Below are 22161 nucleotides of genomic sequence, written 5' to 3'. Positions count from 1 at the left end.
GCCATACCTAAATCATTAAAATACCAATCAAAGGCCATCTGAAAATATTTTATGAGCGTGCCTCCATTAACCATTTTTGCGCTTCGGCAGCATCATCAAAATACTTGGGATGACTTTGGGTAATCAAGCTCGACAAGCGCGTACCTAACTTAATCCATACATCATCCACAACAACGGCAATACGCCCGAAGTCATTTTCATGATCACGCATGAAGCGCAACTGTTCGATAGCCATATCCACTGTAAAATCTTTCAGCATGGAAAGGTCCATCAGCATATCCGGGCGGTGGATTCGTTCAGCACATTTCAATGCCGCATTTTCAAATTCATGAAAATCTTCTAAGGTAAATTCATTATATAAAGCCACATTCAAACCGTATGACTGTTCTCTAATTGAAATCATCACCCACCTCTACTTCACAAAATAATATTTATTAACGGGTATAGAGTTTTTCGTGTATTCAGATGATTACCCGAAAACCTCATCTGCCTGTCATTCTCCATTCTACTTTAATATAGCGAAATTTCAATCGACTCTAAGCAGGAGGCTTACCCACTTCGTTTACGCAAAAATTTTCGGTAATCTACACTACTGAGCAAACCGCTAGCCACAATCAACACCATACCGAATATTTCCTGCCAACCGATTGCGTCACCCAGCATCCATACACCGACAAAAGTAGAAAACACAACAGTTAAATAAGAAAGCGCAGCCACAGTCAACTTGTCTCCTACTTTATAAGCCCTTGTCAAACATAATTGGGCTACCAATGCCGAAGCGCCAATACCTATCAAATATGGCGCCGCCTGCCAACTTACCCTATGCCAACCAGTCACACTAGCCCATACCGCCCCCATCAGCATACCCACCAAAGACAGATAAAAAACCACCCTCCATCCCGGCTCACCCAATAGCGATAACTCTCTTACCTCCATATAAGCCCAGCCGGCAAACAATCCACCCAGCAAGCCAATAAGAGCCGGCCATTCCTGACCACTGCCTACGGAAGGTTTCAACAACACCATCACTCCTAAAAAACCCAATACCAACATAGCCTGCTTGTATTTGGATAATTTTTCACGCAATACCAGCATCGACAACAATGCCAAGAATATCGATGAGGTATAACTCAACGTTACTCCAGTAGCCAACGGTAAATGTACTATTGCATAAAAAATAAAAAACATACCCAACGTACCCGACACGCTGCGCCTCATATGTGCGCGCCAATACGGCGTAGCAAATGTTTTACCTTGTGCCTTGGCTAAAATACCAAGCACAAAAGCAGAAAAGCCCATACGCCAAAAAACCAACTCTCCCGAGCCGAATGCGAAACGGTTACCTGCCTCTTTTACCCACCAGTTCATCAAGGTAAAACTTAAAGCTGCAATAATCATCCAGCCTGAACCGAGCGGATCTTTTTTTAATTGGATATCAAACATAACTGTTATATTTTCAGACGGCCTCTACCGCATATCCCTACAATTTAAATCATCAAGCGGCAAATTTATTTTGCAGACACAAAACACTAGCAGCTAAAGCAAAAACAAAACTATATTTTTCAAAATAATATGATAATCAATGTCAAACATTAAATCATCTTTTAAGGTTTATTATCCGTACAATAATTTTTAAAACAATATAAATATAATAAAAAGGCCGTCTGAAAATAATCATGATTTCAGACGGCCTTTATCAACAATTCAGATTAAGCATTATTTATTCTTGATCACTGTTATTCCCAACGGTATCCGCCGTATCGACAGCAAGAGCTTCACCGGCGCTGGCGGCTTCTTCGTCAGCTTCTTCCGGTTCAGCCACTCGTTCCAAGCTCACCAACGTTTCGCCCTCATCCAAATTAATCAAGCGCACACCTGCTGCGGCACGGCCGGTTTCACGGATTTCTTCCACTTTAGTACGGATCAACACACCGCCACTGGTAATCAGCATCAGATCATCACTTTGAGCCACCAATGTCGCCGCCACCAATTCGCCGTTACGTTCTCCCGTATTAATTGCAATATTTCCTTGTCCGCCCTTACCTTTGCGGCTGTAATCTGCAATCGGCGTACGCTTGCCGTAACCATTAGCCGTAGCAGTCAATACTTGCAATTCTTGCTGTTTTTCACATTCGGGAGCAAAAGTAATCAAGCTCACGATACGGCCGTCTTCCGGCAAACGCATACCACGCAAACCACCGCTGCCACGACCAGATGGGCGAACACCTTTGTTGGTTCGAGGAGCGGCACTCTCAATACCTTCCTCGTTATCTTGGGCTTCACCGTCAATATCACTTTCAATATCGTCTTCAGCTTCTTCACTGTCTGAACCACCCTCCCAATACTCGTTAAAACGAATGGCCTTACCGAGATTTGAGAACAGCATGATGTCATCGCTGCCGCCGGTACGCGCCACACCGACCAAGCTGTCACCTTCCTTCAAAGCAATGGCTTTGATGCCTTGGGCCCGTACATTTTTAAATGCGCTCAATTGTACTTTTTTCACCATACCTTGCGCAGTTGCGAAGAAAACGTACTCGGTCTCAGGGAAGTCGCGCACCGCTAAGATTGCGCTGACTTTTTCACCATCATCCAATTGGATAACATTATTAATCGGACGGCCACGGCTATTGCGCCCGCCTTCCGGTAACTTGTAAACCTTAATCCAATGACATTTACCAAAATTAGTAAAGCACATCAGATAGTCATGGGTATTTGCCACAAACAGGCTTTCAATGAAGTCTTCGTCTTTAGTAGCAGTAGCTTGTTTACCTCTACCCCCGCGACGCTGTGCCTGATAATCGCTTACCGGTTGGGTTTTAATGTAACCGCCATGCGTTAGCGTCACCACCATATCACGCGGAGGAATCAAATCTTCATCGGCAATATCACCGCCAAACGGGTTAATTTCACTACGCCGCTCATCACCAAACTGGCTTTTTACCTCCTCCAGCTCATTATGAATGATGGCGGTAATACGCTCAGGCTTGGCTAAGATATCCAGAAAATCAATAATCTGAGCCATAATATTTTTATAATCACCGATAATGCTGTCTTGATCCAAGCCGGTGAGGTTACGCAGGCTCATACGCAAAATTGCATCCGCCTGAATCTCACTTAAAAAATATCCCTCGCCTCGCAAACCAAGATCAACAGGCAATCCCTCCGGACGTGCCATACTCAGATCTAAATCGGCACGGTTCAGCATATCTTCAACCAAAGCCGAACGCCACGGACGCGCCAATAAGCGCTCTTTAGCCTGCGAAGCATCAGCAGAAGTTTTGATTAACTCGATCATTTCGTCGATATTAGACAAAGCAACCGCCTTACCTTCGGCAATATGGCCTTCATGGCGCGCTTTTTTCAAGCGGAAAAGCGTGCGGCGGGTTACCACTTCACGACGGTGGCGCAAAAACTCGCTTAAGATCTGCTTCAAATTCAGCAAACGCGGTTGACCGTCAACCAGCGCCACCATATTGATGCCGAAACTGTCTTGCAACTGGGTCAGTTTGTAAAGCTGGTTCAACACCACTTCGGCATTTTCATTGCGTTTCAGCTCGATAACGACGCGCATACCGGATTTATCCGATTCGTCACGCAGATCGGAAATACCTTCCAATACTTTGTCCCGAACCAATTCACCGATTTTTTCAACCAGCTTGGCTTTATTAACCTGATAAGGAATTTCATCGATGATAATGGCTTCGCGCTCGCCGTTTTTACCAATTTGTTCGATATGGGTTTTACCGCGCATTACGACACGACCGCGGCCGGTTTTATAACCCTCCCTCACACCGCCCAAACCGTAAATAGTTGCCCCTGTCGGGAAATCGGGAGCAGGCATATGCTGGATAAGCTCCTCTATACTCATCGCAGGATTATGCAGCAAGGCTACACAGGCATTAATGGTTTCGGTCAGATTATGCGGCGGGATATTGGTCGCCATTCCGACTGCAATGCCCGACGATCCGTTTACCAGCAAAGAAGGAAATTTGGCCGGCAAAACCAACGGTTCGCTTTCGCTTCCATCATAGTTCGGCCCGAAATTTACTGTTTCTTCTTCGATATCCGCCAACATTTCATGGGCAATCTTAGACATGCGGATTTCGGTATAACGCATTGCCGCAGCACCGTCGCCGTCAACGGAACCAAAGTTTCCCTGGCCGTCTACCAACATATAGCGCAATGAAAAATCCTGGGCCATACGCACAATGGTATTGTATACCGCAATGTCGCCATGCGGATGGTATTTACCGATAACGTCGCCCACAATACGGGCAGACTTCTTATAAGCACTGTTCCAGTTATTTTTCAGCTCGTGCATGGCAAAAAGCACGCGGCGGTGTACCGGCTTCAAGCCGTCACGCACATCAGGAAGCGCACGGCCTACGATTACGCTCATCGCGTAATCCAGATAGCTGCGGCGCATCTCGTCTTCTAAACTGATGGGGATGGTTTCTTTGGCAAAATGATGGTCGTTTCGTACGGTTGCGTCGGTCATGATTTATCTGACATTCTTTACAAAAAACTATCCGCCATTCTAACACAAAACCATACTTCTTGCGCTGCCGCCCCACTCGAAACATCTCTTGCAACCATGCATTTTTATCTTAGCCACAACTATAAACACGATATTTTTCCCATACTCTGATAACAAATAAAAAAGAAGTTTCAGACGGCCTATTTTTCAATTTGCTTTCACACTGAGACAAAGCCACTAAATGGTTTATGCTGATATCAACATTCAATTGAAACACGCTAAATATTCCAGCAACAATCTGTATGTAATCTACATGCGAAATATTAGCTTTTATTTAATATGTCCAATAAATACTCCGCCTGTTCATCTGAGTAGAAAACCATTCTTTCCTGAAAACCTATCTTTTTAAATTTTGCAATGCCAAAATCATAAAACAAGGCAGAACAAGGCTTTTCAGATTTACACACAAAAGCTGTGGATAACTTTGTGGACAGCATGTGGGATTTTGGGATTTTTCCCGAGAAATCAGGCATTGCACCAATATTGCACAAAAATTAAGCCAAAACAAATTTTATATAATTTTCATATGGTTATATATTTCAAAAAGTTGTCAAGCAATTAAATTAAAGTTTTTCTTAGTAAACGGGCCGGATTATTTGCCAATGTGGATAAGCAATTTTATTGCACGCCCGGCACTTGACAAAAATGTAGATGAGCGTAAAACCTTCACCCTTCTCAATTTTTATCCGTATCCCTTTTAAAATGTCCCTAATACCTTCCATCCAACCCGTATGCTGGCTGTTTTGCAACGTAATCGACAATTATGGCGACATCGGCGTTGCTTGGCGGCTCGCCCAAGGCCTGACGCACGAACTTGGCTGGCAGGTTTATCTTTGGTTGGATGATGAAACAGCCCTGCGCACACTCTGCCCTACTTTGCCTTCTTTACCTTGCCAATATGAAAATATCCGTATCCAGAAATGGCAGCCGGCCATTCATGCCGAAGGTCTTACCAATACCCCACCGCCTACTGTAGCCATCGAAACATTCGCTTGTGATTTACCACCCGAGGTTTGCCAAATTATCCGGAAACATAATGCGTTATGGTTGAATTGGGAGTATTTGAGTGCGGAGGAAAGTAACGAACGCTTACACGGCCTTTCTTCGCTACAAACCGACGGCGGACAAAAATACTTCTGGTTTATGGGCTTTAGTGAAAAAAGCGGTGGCCTATTGCGCGAAAAGAATTATGCCGAATCCAAATACATGGTAGCCGGCAATATGCGCCGCCAACTCCTTTTGCCCGTTAAAAAAACACCCGAATGGCTTTGGTTCGGCTATAAAAGCGAAGTGTGGGCAAAATGGCTGGATACGCTCAGATATCTTTCCAGCCCTGTCACCCTATTACTGGCCGGCAACCAAATCATTGAAAGCCTTAAAGAAAGCAAACACATACCTCAAAACGCTCTGCAATACGACGGCGATACATTTCAGATGGCCTCTGTAACATTGGTCAAAATCCCCTTTATTCCGCAAAAAGATTTCGACCATTTACTGCACATGGTAGACAGTGCGATCGTACGCGGGGAAGACAGCTTCGTACGAGCACAATTTTCCGGCAAGCCTTTTTTATGGCATATCTATCCCCAACAGGAAAATATCCATCTCGACAAACTGAGCGCTTTTTGGCAGCGTGTTTACGCCTATTATCCGACCGACATTATCCATGCCCACAATGCGTTGTCAGACGAACTCAACGGCGCGCGCCAGCTAAACAACACCCAACGCCTTGCAGCATGGCAAGAGCTGATCGGGCAGATGCCACGATGGCACGTTGCAACATCTGCCTGGCAGCAGACCTTATTCAAGCAACCGAGTGCTTTCGAAAAACTAGCCAAATTTGCAGAAGATAAGCTAAAATAACGCGTTTATTTTTGCCATAATTTTTTAATTGACTGGAAACACATAATGAAAACCGCACAAGAATTACGCTCTGGTAACGTATTTATGGTCGGCAACGATCCGATGGTGGTTCAAAAAACCGAATACATCAAAGGCGGCCGCAGCTCTGCCAAAGTCAGCATGAAGCTGAAAAACCTGCTGACCGGTGCCGCCACCGAAACCATCTACAAAGCCGATGACAAATTCGACGTTGTTATTTTGGCGCGCAAAAACTGTACTTACAGCTACTTTGCCGATCCTATGTATGTATTTATGGATGAAGAATTCAACCAATACGAAATCGAAGCCGAAAACATCGGTGACAATCTGAAATTTATCGTAGACGGCATGGAAGATGTATGCGAAGTAACCTTCTACGAAGGTAACCCGATTTCTGTAGAATTGCCCACCATTATCGTTCGCGAAGTAGAATACACCGAGCCTGCCGTTAAAGGTGATACCTCAGGTAAAGTGATGAAAACCGCACGTTTGGTCGGCGGCACCGAAATCCAAGTAATGTCTTACATTGAAAACGGCGACAAAGTAGAAATCGACACCCGTACCGGTGAATTCCGCAAACGCGCTTAAATATTCTAATGTTATAAACATGCCGTCTGAAATTTTTCAGACGGCATGTTTATTTTTGTTTATTTCAATAAAAACACTAAAACAGCCGCTGTCAGCTACCTTAGCGAAATAAAGGATACTACCCCCGCTTAAACCTGCCATAAGGCAAAATAGAAGCAGATATCCCCTAAAGTTCCCGAAAAGCACATGCTCCATTTTTGCGCTAGATCACATAGAAGTATACACAAATAAACTGTGCCAAGCTGCCGCCTAGCACAAACATATGCCAAATACCGTGCCCATGGCGGATTTTAGTATCATTTATAAACCAATAAATCCCACCACTATAAAGTAATCCACCCAATACCAACCAGAATAACCCTGCTCCCGGTAATGTTTTAATCAACGGATAAATCGCCACCACAACCAACCACCCCATTACCACATAGAGAATCATCGAAAGCAGGCGCTTTTCACTTTTTCTACTAATGGTCAATTCCTGAACGATTCCAAATAACGCCAATCCCCAGGAGACACCGAATAAAGACCACCCCCATACTCCATGCAACGTTACCAAAGTAAAAGGCGTATAACTGCCTGCAATCAACAAATAAATCGCACAATGGTCGAACTTCTGCAATACCCCTTTTGCGCCCGGATGGCTGATACTGTGATAAATAGTCGAGCCCACATACAGCACAATCAAGCATGCGCCATAAGCCGCCGAACTGATAATTTTATAAATCTCTTGAGTTTGTGCCGCTTTAACCAATAACAACACCATACCCGCCACCGCCAATATGGCGCCCACCAAATGACTATAAGCATTAAAACGCTCACCTGGATACATAATCAACCTATTTAATAATTATTTCTATTTGATAGTGTACTCTATTTTTCAGACGGCCATGCTTTTATAGCGGTTAAATCAGGATAAAAATATACTGTTACAAGAAAACCTGAAGCGAACAAAATTTCCTCAGGTAGAAAATGCTATGTGAATTTTATCGCCGGTCAACAAAAAACGGGCTATATCCATATTCGCCCGTTTGCCAAAATATTCATACGTAATGTATGGGGAAATCAACCTGCATCTGCCTCTTTTGCCGCAGCAATAGCTGCTTTTTCATCACCGTTGGCACCGTTGAAGAATACGTTCAACACCAATGCGCAGATTGATGCCAATACGATACCTGATTCAATCAACGGATGGATAGAATGCGGAATCCACTGAGAATACTTAGGAGCCACCAGCGGAATCATGCCTACGCCGATAGAAACGGCCACAATCAAACTGTTGTAGTGGTTATTTTTATAATCTACATTTGCCAAAATCCGTATACCGGTAGCAGCCACCATACCAAACATGACAATACCGGCTCCCCCCAAAACTACAGTAGGTACGGATTCAACCAAAGCACTCATCTTCGGCAGCAGCCCCAAAACCAGCAGAATGATACCGCCGGCAATACATACATAGCGACTGCGTACTCCGGTAACCGCTACCAAGCCCACGTTTTGTGAAAAGCTGGTATAAGGAAACGCATTGAAAATACCGCCAATCAATGTACCCAGGCCATCAGTACGCAAACCGCGAGTCAGATCGTCTCGCTCGATTTTCCGTCCAGTCATTTCACCCAAAGCCAAAAACATACCGGTAGATTCAATCATAACCACAATCATAACCAGCGTCATGGTTAGAATCATGATCGGGTCGAATTTAGGCATGCCGAAGTGGAAAGGAGTAACAAAATCAAACCAAGGCGCCTCACCTACTTTGTCGAAGTGCATCAAACCCAACGTAGTAGCAATCAAGCAGCCGATAACGATACCCAACAATACCGAGATATTAGACAAGAATCCGCGGGTAAATTTCACGATAAACAAAATCACCAGCATGACCGCAGCCGAAACCCCCATACCCTGCAAAGTGGCATAACGCGGGTTATCCAAAGTTGGCGCCAACTTCAAACCTTCCGGCAGAGGTGTGGCGACGGCGCCGGTAGCGGCATCCAACCAAGCCGCATGAACCGGATCAACAATTTGCGGTGCAGTCGGGCCTACCGGATTGCCAAAAATCCAGTTGATGCCCACACGCATCAGGCTGATACCAATAACGGTAATAATCGTACCCGTAACCACCGGCGGGAAAAATTTCAACATACGGCTCACTAAGGGCGCCAACAGCATCGACAAAATACCGGCGCCGATAATCGAACCGAAGATATACTGTGCACCGATATGCCCCGGATTGGCGTTACCCATAGCGACCATCGGCCCTACCGCCGCAAAGGTTACCCCCATCATTACCGGCAATTTAATACCGAACCACCGGGTAGCACCGGCAGCCTGAATCAGGGTAACAATACCGCAGCAAAAAAGGTCGGCTGAAATCAACACCGCCACTTCGTGCGGTGTAAGTTGCAATGCACGCCCTACGATTAATGGCACAGCCACAGCACCGGCATACATCACCAGCACATGCTGCAAGCCTAATGCGAATAATTTCCCGTTAGGCAGGCGTTCATCCACCGGATGAACTTTACTTGATTCTGAAACTGACGCAGCCATAGAAACTCCAAAACTCCAATTATTATGTTATTTGTTGTTAAATTTATAACAGAATTTGTAGAAAAATAAAAATATTTTGCAAACAAACCAACTAAAAACACAAAAAATATTTGTTTTACTTAATTATTATTGGGTAGAAGCATCTCTGATTGCCAACAAACCAACGCATACTGTTAACAATTAAATAAGGGCTACCGCCAAAAAGGCCGTCTGAATTTTCAGACGGCCTTTTAAATAACGAAACCATAAAAATCAATTTTTATCCGGTAAGCCTGCTACCAACCAGCGTTCCTCAAAAAACACTTCGTCACAGTTTGGTACACTGCCAGCCCGGTCAACTACAATAAATTCACCACGGGTACGAAAGCTCATTAGCGGATGGTGCCAAGTACCCAGATGGTAATTTACACCCTGATTACCTTCTGCATAAAACGCACGCATCCGGCTAGTATCCGGGCGGTCATCAATACCGTTTGGCGCAACCACTACCACAAAAGGGGTTCGGTTAAACGGAATCCATGCCTGCGAGCCCAGAGGATGGCGCTCCAGCATACAGATTTCAATCGGCGTATCAAACGCATCTCCGCGCGCCAAACTGATTACCGGTTTGCCATCGCTGCCTTCAATCTGAACATCCCCCAAACGGTGGTAACGCTCGGTAGTCCCGTTGTTGATATGAAACCAGCTACTGCCCTCGATTTCAATCACATCGCCGAAAGGTGCAAAAGCTTCTTTAGTTAAGGGTTCAACAGATAAGGTTTTCACAGGCTTCCTTTTAAACAGTTGGCAGAATATCCCAGCCGTCTGAAAATATATCAAAATGCCACAGCCGCATTTTGGAAATCCCTGTGCGGCTGCGACAATGATTTAACGGAAATTTAGCGGACAGGTTTGCCCCACACACGCAAGCGGCTAACGCCACCATCGGGGTGGATATTCAATTTGATATGGGTAACAGCACCCAAATCATTGAAATCCGCTTGGGTATAGAAATGCTGCTTGTCCATTTCGGTTTTGATTTGTGGCAACAAAGTCTGCCAAAACATAGATTGGGTTACTAGAGATTCATCAGTGCCAAAAGTCACATCTGCCGCTTGAATACTGATGGTATCCGGATAGTTGCCCTTGAAATGTGCGGTATCTACTTCGATTTTTTCAATCAAGGTTTTGGTGCCTAATTCGATAATACACCATTCGTTACCCGGCACACGGCGGCGGGCTGTTTCCCAACCGTCGCCCATATTAATACCGCGCCCGGGCATGTTCAGGCGGAACGGTACACCGTAATGAGCATTGGACACGGCAACAATACGGCCGCCGTTTGCCACTGCCGAAGTTTCATAAACTTCATCTTTAGGCAGCGCATCCCAGTCTACTTTCGGCAAGCCGTATACACGCAAACGGGCTACACCGCCATCCGGATAAGTATTAAGGCGCATATGCGTCCATTCGCGCTCATCATCCACTTCTACAAAGCGGTGGGAATCACCTTGCAAAGAAACGGCTTCCACCAAAGTTACCCACTCGGTTGACTCATCGGGAACGCCCGTACAGCGGCAAGCATCCAGTGAAGCAGCAGGCGGGAAGTTACCCGTAAAGTGGCTGGTATCGATATCCACACCTTTGATCACACCGGGCAAACCGAGTTTTACGATCGCATGATCATAACCTTCATAACGTTTACGGCGAGTTTCCCAACCGTCCATCCACTTGCCGTGATCGTCAAACTTACCCACTACGAATACCGGCGGCGCGGTTTGCAACATACGGTTGGCTGCGGCGAACCACTCGTCCGAACAGCTCAAAACTTCGGCACCGAAATCAGCCGAAGCCAAATTAACGAAACGGGTAGCAAAATCAGGCAGCTCCACCGCCTTGGCCTGAACTACGTAACCATCGGGCAAATACGTTTGCGACATAAAAACTCTCTTTCTCTATTGAAGACAAAACCTTGCCTTTTATATTTTCAGTGATAAAAAAGCCGCACCAAATTAATATGGCAGCCTTATTCTTCGATCAAATCCTGCAAGCGGAACAAACCGATACGGTAAATCTGGCGCAGGCTTTCCTGCTGCTCTTCCTGTACATTCAGTTCAATTCTGCGGCGGAATTCGCCAATAATACTTTGGCGGTTATGGCCGCGCACAGCCAAAATAAACGGAAAGCCGAATTTTTCGCCATAACGGGCATTCAATCCGGTAAGCTCCTCAAACTCTTCGGGCGAGCATTGGTTCAGACCTGCTCCGGCCTGCTCTTGCGTTGATTCGGCAGTTAATTCACCGCGTACCGCAAGTTTTCCTCCCAACTCGGGATGAGCGCGTATCAACTTTAATTGAGCCTCTTCTCCCGCTGCTTCTATTTTCTGCACCATTGTACTGTGCAAAGCTTCGATATCTAGAAATGGACGGCTCGCCGCAGCCTGTTCGGCCACCCAAGGGGAATGCTCAAAGATTCCGCCCAAAGCCGCAACAAAATCGGCGGCAGGCATACTGTTTAATTCGGATAAACGGATTTTAGCGTTCATTATCGGTTTTCCTTACTTGAATGAATCATTAGAAGGCCGTCTGAAAGGCTCGTACCTTTAACTGACTTAAGCTACCGGATTAGCTGCAACCTCAACCTTGGTAAGGATGCTTTTCCGCCCAATGCCGGGCGATATCGGCACGGGTAGCAACCCATACGCGATCATGTTGCTGGATATAATCCAAAAATTTAACCAATCCCATAAACCGCCCCGGACGGCCGATGAGGCGGCAATGTAAGCCGATACTCAGCATCTTCGGGCGTGTTTCGCCTTCGGCATATAAAACATCAAAAGCATCTTTCAGATAATGGAAGAAATCATCGCCGTTAACAAAACCATGCCCGTTGGCAAAGCGCATATCATTGCTATCCAACGTATAGGGGACGACCAACTGGGGGTGTTTCGTTCCGTCGCTTTTTTCAACCAGCTGCCAAAACGGCAAGTCGTCGCCGTAATAATCCGAGTGATAGAGGAACTGCCCGTCATCAGCCACCAAGCGCGCGGTATTCGGACTGTCGCGGCCGGTATACCAACCTTCCGGATGACGTCCGAGCAAACGAGTAAACAGCGCTACGCATTTCTGCATATGCTCGCGCTCCTCTTCTTCGGATTTATTTTGATAGTGAATCCAACGATAGCCGTGGCATGCCAACTCATGGCCGCCGTCTATAAATGCTTGAGTGACTTCGGGATGGCGTTCCAAGGCCATTCCGACACCAAAGATCGTCAGCGGAAAACCACGTTTCTCAAATTCATTAAGAATACGCCATACTCCGGCACGCGAACCGTATTCATAAACCGATTCCATACTCATATGACGGGCGGGATACGCTGCTGCGCCGATGATTTCCGATAAAAACTGCTCTGAAGCGGGATCGCCGTGCAACACACAGTTTTCACCGCCCTCTTCGTAGTTCAAAACAAACTGAAGGGCGATTTTCGCCTCTCCCGGCCATTGCGCATACGGCACGTTACGGCCATAACCGATTAAATCACGTGGGTAATTTTCAAACATCGCACAACCTTTCGCCATTTCATTAGACAGCCTGCCCCAAACACTATTATGCGCAAAGCCGGCAGAAAACCGATAATAAATTGTTGACAATTATGCAAAACAACAGGCAGAATTGTCAATATCCTAACATTTTTTAAAAAATATTGATGTACTGTCCGTATAAATTTACCTGAAACGGCCGATTTCGGATAAAGTGCACCAAAGAGCAAATACAAAGGTGATAATATGGGTAAACTTTCCACGCACGTTCTCGATACCATGCACGGCAAACCCGCCCAAGGCGTGGAGATCCGCCTTTACCGCATCTCGGCGGCAGGCAGCGAATTAATCAAAACCGCACAAACCAACCACGACGGCCGTTGCGACGAACCACTCTTGCAGGGCGAAGAATTGCTGCCCGGCCGCTACGAGCTTGTTTTTGCCGCAGGCGATTACTTTGCCCGCCTCGGCGTACAAAATATCGAAAACCGTTTTTTAGACGAAATCCCCATCCGCTTCGGTATCGCCTCTGCCGATGAAAACTATCATGTTCCATTAGTTATGACACCTTGGACTTATTCCACCTACCGCGGCAGCTGATACATTTTTTCAGACGGCCTCAAGCAATATTCAGGCCGCCTGAAAATACTTTTCATTTATTTCACGTTTATGTTGGGTAATACGGCGGCTCCCTTCAGGGATTCTGCCTGCTGCCAAACGTAGAACCGTTCGATTTAGAGAGATCATTATCTATATAGAGAGGGACGCCGAATCATGAGCGCATACCTGCTTGACTTCACCAATCTGCTCTTTCGCTGGCTGCACGTAATTGCAGCCATTGCTTGGGTTGGGGAATCGATTTACTTCGTGATGCTCGACAACAGCCTGAAAAAACCCGAATCCGAAGCAGACCGTAACAAAGGCGTAGCCGGAGAAATGTGGGCGGTGCACGGCGGCGGCTTTTATCACAACCAAAAATACCAAACCAGCCCTGAAAAACTGCCCGATGATCTGCATTGGTCGTTTTGGAAGTCCTACACAACCTGGCTAACCGGTTTCGGGCTGTTCTGCGTCCTTTATCTGAGCAATCCCTCGATGAATTTGGTTGATCCTTCCGCCGATTGGCAGTGGGCAGCCAAAATGACAGGCGGCGAAGCTACCTTTATGGCACTGCTGTTCTTATTTGGCGGTTGGATGGTTTACAACAAACTGTGCAAACTCATCAGCCCGAATATGACGCGCGACGGCTGGTTGAGTGTAGCCGTGGCAGTGATGATGGTAGTGGTTTCCTATTTGGCCACGCATATTTTTGCAGGCAAAGCCGCTTTCCTGATTATCGGCGCGGTGATGGCTACCTGTATGAGCGCCAACGTATTTTTCTGGATTATTCCCGGCCAACGCCGTATGGTTGCCGCTATGAATGCCGGTGAGGCCCCCAACCCGCTCGACGGCAAACGCGGCAAACAGCGTTCGGTACATAACACGTACTTCACCCTGCCCGTAGTTTTCCTAATGCTCTCCAACCACTATGCCGCCACATACGGCGCCGATTGGTCGTGGTTGATTGCAGTATTGTTTATTTTTGCAGGTGCTTCTATCCGCCAATTCTTTGTAGTGATGCACCAAGGCAAAAAACAATACGGCTATTGGGCATTCGGTATTGTCTGCCTGCTCTTTGCAGCGCTGTTGGCCGCACCGAAATCCGCACCGCCTGCTCCCGTTTCGGATAACGGTACTCCCCAGGCTGAAGTTTCCATTGATCAGATTATGATGATCTCGCATCAACGCTGTACCGCATGCCATGCGGCTAAGCCCAATACAAAATACGGCTTTGCCGCTCCGCCCTTAGGCTTGAAACTGGAAACCGCCGAGGAAATCCGGGCGGCCGCAGACAAAATCAAATTGCGTGTTGGTAACCATACCATGCCTATCGGTAATCTGACCCAGATGACCGAAGAGGAACGCGCCTTGATCGCCCGCTGGCAACCTTAGCAATCAAAAAAACCGCAGGATCGCCTCTTGCGGTTTTTTATTAAGATATCAAAGCTTTTAAAGTTTACGTTACCTGCCCATCCGGCAAATATGCCGTCTGAAAAAATTTCAGACGGCATATTTTAATTTCCGAGTAAGCTTTCAATCATTGGCCGTTCAGAAGCCAGTATTGCAAGCCAATCAGCGTTTTAGCATCGGCAATCTCATCATTTAATAATGCAGCGCGCACTTCCTCGCGGCTCATCAATACGGTTTCGGTAAACTCATCTTCATCCGTTTCCAATTCGCTGCCCTCACGCACACCCTCTGCCAGATACAGATACATTTTTTCATCGCAAAACCCCGGCGCGGTATAAAACGTATGCAGCAATTTCACTCGCTCGGCAGTATAAGGCGTTTCTTCCGCCAATTCGCGCAAAGCGCATTCCGCAGGATCTTCACCCGCAATATCCAATTTGCCTGCAGGCAGTTCCAACAAAGGTTTGCCAACGGCATAACGCCATTGGCGCACCAATACCGCTTTATCTTCCGCCGTTACCGCCAATACACAAGCAGCCCCGGGATGGCGCACAACCACACGCTCGCTTTGCTTGCCGTTGGGTAAACGAATGCTGTCGCGGCTAATTTTGAGAAATGAAGTTTCGACAATAGATTCTGAATCCAAGCAGGTTTCTGTTAAGTCCATGATTGTATCCTTATTAATTTGAAAGCCTTACGCCTGTAAAGGCCGTCTGAAAAAAATCAGCGGCCTATATTTATGAAACCGCAAACAATGTAGTATCCGCAACGGCAACGGCAACGGCAACCGCATCCGTCAGCTGCCGCAATTGTTCGGCATCGACAATATAAGGCGGCATCAGGTAAACCAATCTGCCGAAAGGCCGTATCCATACGCCTTGTTTCACAAAAAACGCCTGCATCGCCGCCATATCCACAGGGCGGCGCGTTTCGACCACGCCGATTGCGCCGACAACACGTACATCGGCTACGTTTTCCAAATTGCGCAAAGGCATCAGAGTATCTCTGAAATGCGCTTCTATAGCAGACACCTGCGCTTGCCATTCGTTGCGTGCCAAAATCCGCATATTGGCTTCGGCTACGGCGCAAGCCAATGGGTTGCCCATAAAGGTCGGTCCGTGCATAAATACGCCCGCTTCGCCGCTGCAAACGGTTTCTGCAACTTTTCGGGTAACGGCCGTAGCCGATAAAGTCATCATGCCGCCCGTAAGCGCTTTACCGATACAGATGATATCCGGTGAAATATCCGCATGTTCACAGGCAAACATTTTGCCCGTGCGCCCGAAACCGGTAGCGATTTCATCCAAAATCAGCAATATTCCGTATTGGTCGCATAAGGTACGTACTTGCCGCAGATATTCGGGATGATAAATCCTCATGCCACCGGCTCCCTGTACCACCGGTTCCAAAATCACGGCGGCAATCTCATGCCGGTGGGTTTCCAAGGCCGTCTGAAACGCCTCTATATCATCTGCCAACCATTCACCGTCAAAACGGCTTTTCGGAGCAGCCACAAAAATATGCTCGGGCAGAAAACGACTATACAGGCTGTGCATAGAGTTTTTTGGATCACACACACTCATCGCGCCAAAGGTATCGCCGTGATAGCCGCGCTCCACAGTTAAAAACTTAGTGCGCGGGTCGCCTTTGGCATGCCAATATTGCAGTGCCATTTTTAACGATACTTCTACCGCAACAGAACCGGAGTCGGCCAAAAAAATACATTCCAAAGATTGTGGCAGAAAGCCCCGCAAACTGTTGCACAAGCGTATGGCCGGTTCGTGGGTGATACCGCCGAACATCACATGGGGCATAGTATCTAGCTGCCGCTTTGCCGCCGAAACCAATTCGGGATGATTGTAACCGTGCTGTGCGCACCACCACGAAGACATACCGTCCACCAACCGTCGGCCATCGGCAAGCTCGAGATACACACCCTCGCTACGCACAACGGGATATACGGGCAGAGGATTAATCATAGAAGTATAAGGATGCCAAATATGGCGGCGGTCGAATTCGAGATCTTGCGGACTGAACATAACAGATTTGGGCCGTCTGAAAAGCTTCATTATAACGGAAAAGCCCGCAACCTTTCTCTCGTGCTTTCAGACGGCCTTTGCGCCGTCTTGCCAATCGGCGTTAAAATGACCGCAACAACAACACACCGTCAGGAATATCCATGCAAACCCGATTGCCATTTTTCGGAGTTGTCCGCGTTCACGGCGAAGATGCCGCCGCTTTTTTACACGGCCAGCTTTCCAACGATATCCAAAACCTTGCTGCCGGCCAAGCCTGTTACGCTACTTACAATACTCCCAAAGGTCGCGTAATCGCCAATATGCTGGTATTAAACCGCGGCAATGATTTTCTGCTGGTCATGGCTGCCGACCTAACCGAAGCCGTTACCAAACGGCTGAGAATGTTCGTTTTGCGTGCCAAAGCAGTATTCGAAGCACTGCCGGATGAAGCAGTAGCCGCGCAACTCAACGATAACGCAGCCCCGTTACCCGCACAAACTCCCTCTTTGGCATTCTCTGCCGAAGAAGAAAACGGTATCTGGCATATTACCCTACCGCATCAAGGGCGCATCAGTATCGGCAACGTATCCGCCCTTCCTGAATATGATGCCGCCGCCGAGAACGCTTGGAATACGCATGAAATCCGCAGCGGCTATCCGTGGATTAGCGCGGCTACCAGCGAAGCCGCCGTTGCCCAAATGCTCAACCAACACACCATCGGCGGAGTGCATTTCAAAAAAGGCTGTTATCCCGGCCAAGAAATCATTGCGCGCGCCCAATACCGCGGCCAAGTGAAACGCGGTTTGGCGGTTTTATCCTCAACCACTCCTGAAGCCGCGGGTATTACCGTACGCCAATCAGATGAAGAGGCCGGCATAATACTCAATAGCGCGCTAACGGCGGAAGGCAGTATTAATCTTGCCGTAATCAAACACGGTGCCGCCCAAGCAGCCTTAAGCGATGCCGACGGCAATCCGCTACACCGGCAAACGCTTTTCTTCCAAACGGAAACCGATTAATCGAGCCTACACTCGAAGGCAAAATCCGCAAAACAGCGGAAATATGTTTAAATCAGGCGGCGCAATGTTTTAAACTTTGCGCCGCCCTTGTATTCAAAATACTATTTTACGAAAAAGGCCGTCTGAAATATTCTGCCTGTCAAACCCGGCGGCCTTACTTGCGGCAACGGGTAAAAATCTCTAATTAATTAAAGAAATACCATGAGAAACTGGATACTTAAAAATTCAAACCGTGTACGCCACATTCTAAACTTGTGGCCGCCCTTTCTCTTTAGCGGCATACGCATCACCGAAATCAGCCCCGATTACCGCCGCTGCCGCGCCGAATTGAAAAACTGGCCCGGCACGCGCAATGCCAACGGCAGCCAATTCGGTGGCAGCCTGTTTTCAATGACCGATCCTGTTTATTCACTGATGCTGATGGGGCTTTTAGGCGAACGTTATTTTATTTGGGATAAATCCGCCCACATCGACTTTATCAAACCCGGGCGCAGCAAAATATTTCTCGAATGTATGATTGGTGATGATTTGCTGCACGATATCCGTACCCACACCGCAAACGGTGAAAAGTATCTGCCGGAAATCGAAATGATATTGACCGATGAAAAAGGCGATATCATCGCTAAAGTCAAACGTACACTGTATATCCGTCTCAAACCCGCATTCAGGCCGTCTGAACATTCAGCCTCTTGATTTCTATTGACTGCAAAAAGCCGCGCGAAAACCACGCGGCTTTTTTATTTTTGAAAAAGAGGGTTTTCAAGATAATTCCGCTTTATGAAGGTACGGTTATATTGCTTGGAATCTGAAAACCTAAAACCCTATCATTGGTAGAATAACCGCACCGTTTTGATGTGCCGAAAGGGAAAGCACGGCCTACTAGCTTTAGGTTTTCAGAAGCTGATCTTTTTACTAAGCCATATTCGTCTGGCAATGCGGCAAATTGTCGCAGTCCCCTACTTTTCAGGCGGCACGGAGATTGTTTGTTCCTCCGCTTTAGGCTACATTGCAAAGTTAGGCAAGAACATCGCATCACGCCCTGTAAAATACGCCGCCTGAAATACTTGCAAAAGAAACTGATGAACAGCTCATCCCAACCTTTTACCCGACAAGCCTACCCTACCGCCGTTCGCTTGACCTTATGGTTAAGAATAGGCATGGCCGCCTTATGCCTGCTGATACTCTTTTGGGTCCAAGCAGCCGGGCAAAATTGGCCTTTTATCCCTCTTTACGCCGCTATACTGACACTCACTGTTGCAAACGGCGTATTGACCTATTATTACCGTATCGGGCAAATCAAAAGGCTGCTGGAGTGGGGGTTATGTGCCGACATGTTGGTTTTAAGCGAGATACTCTATTTCAGCGGCGGCGTAGCCAACCCTTTAGTTTCCCTTTATCTGCCGCCTCTTCTCCTGGGAGCGCTTTTGTGCCCGCCCCACTTTACTTGGTCACTCACAGCCTTTTCTGCGGCAGCCTATCTGCTTTTGCTCCGCTTTCACCAGCCGTTTCCATTAGAAAGCTCTGCAGAACAGCTGTTTCAAATCCATATCGGCGGTATGTGGTTAACCTTTGTTTTATCCGCCATTCTGATTACCGCTGGCATTACCCGCTTGGTTCATGTTCTCAACCGGCAAAGCACTGCTCTGGCCCAAGCACATGCCTGCCAGCAGCAAAACGAACAAATCCTCAGCATGGGAATGGAGGCGGCCCATCTGGCCCATCGGCTTTCCACACCGTTAAACAGTCTGTTTCTACTACATGAAGAATGGCGGCAGCGGCAAGATTGGCCGCATGAGTTACAAGAAGACCTTACTCTGATGGAAAAACTATTACACCAAAGCCGCGATACGCTTTGGCAACTCAAACCCAAACAGCCCGGCCATACTGCGGCAGTCCCCCAAATGCTTTACCAAACCCTACAAACACATTTGCAACAATGGCATAACCTTCGCCCCGATGCCGTTTATCGTTGGCAAAAACCTGCCGAAGAAGATATCTGCGTACAACTGGATCCTTTATTCTGGTCGGCACTGCTCAACCTCTTAAATAATGCTGCCGATGCCGGCGAAGGAGAAATCACTCTTGATACGTACCGCCAAGGTAACGAATGGCATATCGGTATACGCAACCGCAACGGCTGTTTGAACCCAGGCCAATTACAGGCGGCCGGATTAGATGCCCAAACCTCAACCAAACCTGCCGGATTAGGTGTGGGCGTATTACTTTCACATGCAACCTTTTCACGCATGGGCGGCAGCCTCAGCCTGCAAAACCACCCGGCCGGGGGCGTTTATGCTGAAATCCGCATCCCGCTTTACTTATATACCTCTTCCGACAAGGCCGTCTGAAATGCAACATTTCCTTTTAATCGATGACGATGAAACATTCTCTTCACTGCTCCAACGCCGCTTTAAAAGCCAAGGGCTGATACTTGATTATGTTGCCAACGAAGTTTCTCTATCGGCCTATTCAGAGCAACCTCAAGGCATTATTTTGGATTTGAATCTCGGCAACAACAGCGGGTTGCAGCTATTACCTGCTTTGCGCCACCGCTTTCCCCATGCCAAAATCGTCGTACTGACTGGCTATGCCAGCATCAGTACCGCCGTTTCGGCAGTCAAACTCGGCGCATGGCAATACCTGCCCAAACCTGCCGGCGTCGAAACCATTCTCCAAGCTTTTAATAACCAAAGTGAAACCAATGCCCATACGGAAACCGCACCACCCGACACCATGCCCTCACTGCAAAGGTTAAAATGGGAGCATATCCAATTCGTACTGCAACAGCACGACGGCAATATTTCAGCCACTGCCCGTGCCTTAAATATGCACCGCCGCACACTGCAACGGATACTGGCCAAATATCCGGCAAAGCGTTAAAGCACCACTATTTTTCAGACGGCCTCAACAATACCGTTAAAAACGTTATAATCACCGATAACAACCATTCCCATATAATAAGGAAACAGTATGTCTACCCCTCAAAGCGCTATCCTACCCGATCACTGCAAAGCCGGTATTTTTATTGAAGCCGACGTCGTTCCCACCCAAGAAGCACATCTTAAAAAAGCCGCGCCCGAAGCTCTTGATGCTTTGGCAAAACTGCAAACCCAATATCCGGAAGCAGCCCTTGGCCTAACCATTGCCTTTGGCAGTGATTTATGGAAAAGCTTCGGTCACTCCGGCGAAGGCAGCGAAATCAAACCTTTCCGCCCTCTCGGTAATGGCTTGGCTCCGGCTACCCAACATGATGTGATGTTCCATATCCAATCTCTGCGCCCCGATGTTAACTTTTCTTTAGCCATGTCGCTTTTGGAGATTTTCGGCGACAGTATCAAAGTAGCGGATGAAACACATGGTTTCCGCTGGATTGAAGAACGCGGTTTAGAAGGCTTTATCGACGGCACGGAAAACCCTCAAGGCGACGAAGAAATCACCCGGGTCGGCACGATCGCTACCGAAGAGCCCGGCGGCGGCGGCAGTTATGTCTTACTGCAAAAATACCGCCACGACTTAAAAAAATGGAATACATTCGACCTCAACCTACAAGAAGACTGCGTAGGCCGAAGCAAAGCTGAAAATGAAGAATTCGAAGGAGAAAAACTCAACCCGCGTGCCCACATTGCCCGAACCAATCTGAAAGAAAACGGAGTAGGCTTGAAAATCGTACGCCGCAGTCTGCCCTATGGCACTGCCTCAGGCGAACACGGCCTGATGTTTATCGCCTATTGCGGCCGGCTATACAATATCGAAGCTCAATTACTGAGTATGTTTGGAGAAACCGACGGCAAAACCGACCTACTATTGGAACACGTTACTACCGCTGTATCCGGTGCTTATTATTACGCACCAAGCGTAGAACGCATGCGTAATCTGTAAAACATTTGCCTCCAAAAGGAAATCATGCCGTCTGAAAAGTTTTCGGACGGCATGATTTCTAGTCAGTTTTTTTGCAATAATTAAAAAATATCTACCTTATCCGAAAGCAGTAAGCCGTTGCTTTGAACGGATAGGTAAGCCATATCCGGAAAATGTAC

The 22161-nt window shown here is 47.3% G+C and carries 20 protein-coding genes; 9 read left to right on the top strand and 11 right to left on the bottom strand.

From position 1 onward, the window contains the following. Positions 1-49: 49 nt before the first annotated feature. The 3 genes from ACEPPX_RS06000 to gyrA form a co-directional block, all read right to left on the bottom strand. Positions 50-403 carry an STAS/SEC14 domain-containing protein gene (locus tag ACEPPX_RS06000; RefSeq protein ID WP_047761527.1) on the bottom strand — a complete coding sequence of 118 codons (354 nt, stop codon included), beginning with the start codon at positions 401-403 and terminating at the stop codon, positions 50-52. A 146-nt stretch (positions 404-549) separates the two neighbouring features. Then, on the bottom strand, positions 550-1443 hold the full coding sequence (locus ACEPPX_RS05995; protein WP_416623325.1) for a DMT family transporter: 894 nt from the start codon (positions 1441-1443) through the stop codon (positions 550-552). Positions 1444-1720: 277 nt separating this feature from the next. Next, entirely contained in the window at positions 1721-4501 is a 2781-nt protein-coding gene (gyrA, locus tag ACEPPX_RS05990) for a DNA gyrase subunit A (protein WP_416623324.1), read from the bottom strand. Between the two features lie 741 nt (positions 4502-5242). Between gyrA and earP the strand changes: the two genes are divergently transcribed. Both earP and efp read left to right on the top strand, forming a co-directional pair. Beyond that, complete coding sequence (earP, locus tag ACEPPX_RS05985; protein ID WP_416623405.1) at positions 5243-6403, top strand: elongation factor P maturation arginine rhamnosyltransferase EarP; 1161 nt, start codon at positions 5243-5245, stop codon at positions 6401-6403. A gap of 45 nt (positions 6404-6448) precedes the next feature. Then, complete coding sequence (gene efp / locus ACEPPX_RS05980) at positions 6449-7009, top strand: elongation factor P (RefSeq protein WP_047761523.1); 561 nt, start codon at positions 6449-6451, stop codon at positions 7007-7009. A gap of 202 nt (positions 7010-7211) precedes the next feature. On the opposite strand, the gene trhA is transcribed toward efp, so the two are convergent. From trhA to puuE, 6 genes are all read right to left on the bottom strand, one after another. Further along, positions 7212-7838, bottom strand: coding sequence for a PAQR family membrane homeostasis protein TrhA (gene trhA / locus ACEPPX_RS05975; RefSeq protein ID WP_416623323.1), 627 nt, complete (start codon positions 7836-7838; stop codon positions 7212-7214). A gap of 233 nt (positions 7839-8071) precedes the next feature. Beyond that, positions 8072-9559, bottom strand: coding sequence for a nucleobase:cation symporter-2 family protein (locus tag ACEPPX_RS05970; RefSeq protein WP_416623322.1), 1488 nt, complete (start codon positions 9557-9559; stop codon positions 8072-8074). A 252-nt stretch (positions 9560-9811) separates the two neighbouring features. Further along, positions 9812-10324: an ureidoglycolate lyase gene (locus ACEPPX_RS05965; RefSeq protein WP_416623321.1), complete on the bottom strand. Its 513-nt coding sequence runs from the start codon at positions 10322-10324 to the stop codon at positions 9812-9814. Between the two features lie 113 nt (positions 10325-10437). Then, the gene (alc, locus tag ACEPPX_RS05960) at positions 10438-11478 is read right to left on the bottom strand and encodes an allantoicase (protein ID WP_416623320.1); all 1041 of its coding nucleotides are present in this window, start codon (positions 11476-11478) and stop codon (positions 10438-10440) included. Positions 11479-11564: 86 nt separating this feature from the next. Beyond that, the gene (gene uraD, locus ACEPPX_RS05955) at positions 11565-12083 is read right to left on the bottom strand and encodes a 2-oxo-4-hydroxy-4-carboxy-5-ureidoimidazoline decarboxylase (RefSeq protein WP_416623319.1); all 519 of its coding nucleotides are present in this window, start codon (positions 12081-12083) and stop codon (positions 11565-11567) included. 91 nt (positions 12084-12174) lie between these two features. Next, positions 12175-13116 carry an allantoinase PuuE gene (puuE, locus tag ACEPPX_RS05950; protein WP_416623318.1) on the bottom strand — a complete coding sequence of 314 codons (942 nt, stop codon included), beginning with the start codon at positions 13114-13116 and terminating at the stop codon, positions 12175-12177. 207 nt (positions 13117-13323) lie between these two features. Here puuE and uraH point away from each other — a divergent pair, with 207 nt between their 5' ends. Both uraH and ACEPPX_RS05940 read left to right on the top strand, forming a co-directional pair. Next, positions 13324-13677, top strand: a complete 354-nt coding sequence (gene uraH / locus ACEPPX_RS05945; protein WP_416623317.1) for a hydroxyisourate hydrolase — start codon at positions 13324-13326, stop codon at positions 13675-13677. Between the two features lie 174 nt (positions 13678-13851). Further along, entirely contained in the window at positions 13852-15069 is a 1218-nt protein-coding gene (locus ACEPPX_RS05940) for a urate hydroxylase PuuD (protein ID WP_416623316.1), read from the top strand. A gap of 145 nt (positions 15070-15214) precedes the next feature. Here ACEPPX_RS05940 and ACEPPX_RS05935 read toward each other — a convergent pair whose 3' ends face one another. Together ACEPPX_RS05935 and bioA are read right to left on the bottom strand one after the other, a co-directional pair. Then, a complete protein-coding gene (locus ACEPPX_RS05935; RefSeq protein ID WP_416623315.1) occupies positions 15215-15754 on the bottom strand; it encodes an NUDIX hydrolase in 540 nt (179 codons plus the stop codon). 70 nt (positions 15755-15824) lie between these two features. Further along, positions 15825-17126 carry an adenosylmethionine--8-amino-7-oxononanoate transaminase gene (gene bioA / locus ACEPPX_RS05930; RefSeq protein WP_416623314.1) on the bottom strand — a complete coding sequence of 434 codons (1302 nt, stop codon included), beginning with the start codon at positions 17124-17126 and terminating at the stop codon, positions 15825-15827. 140 nt (positions 17127-17266) lie between these two features. Between bioA and ACEPPX_RS05925 the strand changes: the two genes are divergently transcribed. From ACEPPX_RS05925 to ACEPPX_RS05905, 5 genes are all read left to right on the top strand, one after another. Next, the gene (locus tag ACEPPX_RS05925) at positions 17267-18124 is read left to right on the top strand and encodes a YgfZ/GcvT domain-containing protein (protein ID WP_416623313.1); all 858 of its coding nucleotides are present in this window, start codon (positions 17267-17269) and stop codon (positions 18122-18124) included. 201 nt (positions 18125-18325) lie between these two features. Then, entirely contained in the window at positions 18326-18817 is a 492-nt protein-coding gene (locus ACEPPX_RS05920) for a DUF4442 domain-containing protein (protein ID WP_047761507.1), read from the top strand. 386 nt (positions 18818-19203) lie between these two features. Then, positions 19204-20472, top strand: coding sequence for an ATP-binding protein (locus ACEPPX_RS05915; RefSeq protein ID WP_416623312.1), 1269 nt, complete (start codon positions 19204-19206; stop codon positions 20470-20472). Position 20473: 1 nt separating this feature from the next. After that, positions 20474-21004, top strand: a complete 531-nt coding sequence (locus ACEPPX_RS05910; protein WP_416623311.1) for a response regulator transcription factor — start codon at positions 20474-20476, stop codon at positions 21002-21004. A 90-nt stretch (positions 21005-21094) separates the two neighbouring features. Further along, the gene (locus tag ACEPPX_RS05905; protein WP_416623310.1) at positions 21095-22003 is read left to right on the top strand and encodes a Dyp-type peroxidase; all 909 of its coding nucleotides are present in this window, start codon (positions 21095-21097) and stop codon (positions 22001-22003) included. Positions 22004-22161 lie beyond the last annotated feature (158 nt).

It is taken from the genome of Neisseria sp. S1, from assembly GCF_048060015.1.
Lineage (GTDB): Bacteria > Pseudomonadota > Gammaproteobacteria > Burkholderiales > Neisseriaceae > Neisseria > Neisseria arctica.
The sequence above is the reverse complement of the archived record's forward strand: the minus strand, read 5'-3'. Positions and strand labels throughout refer to the sequence as shown.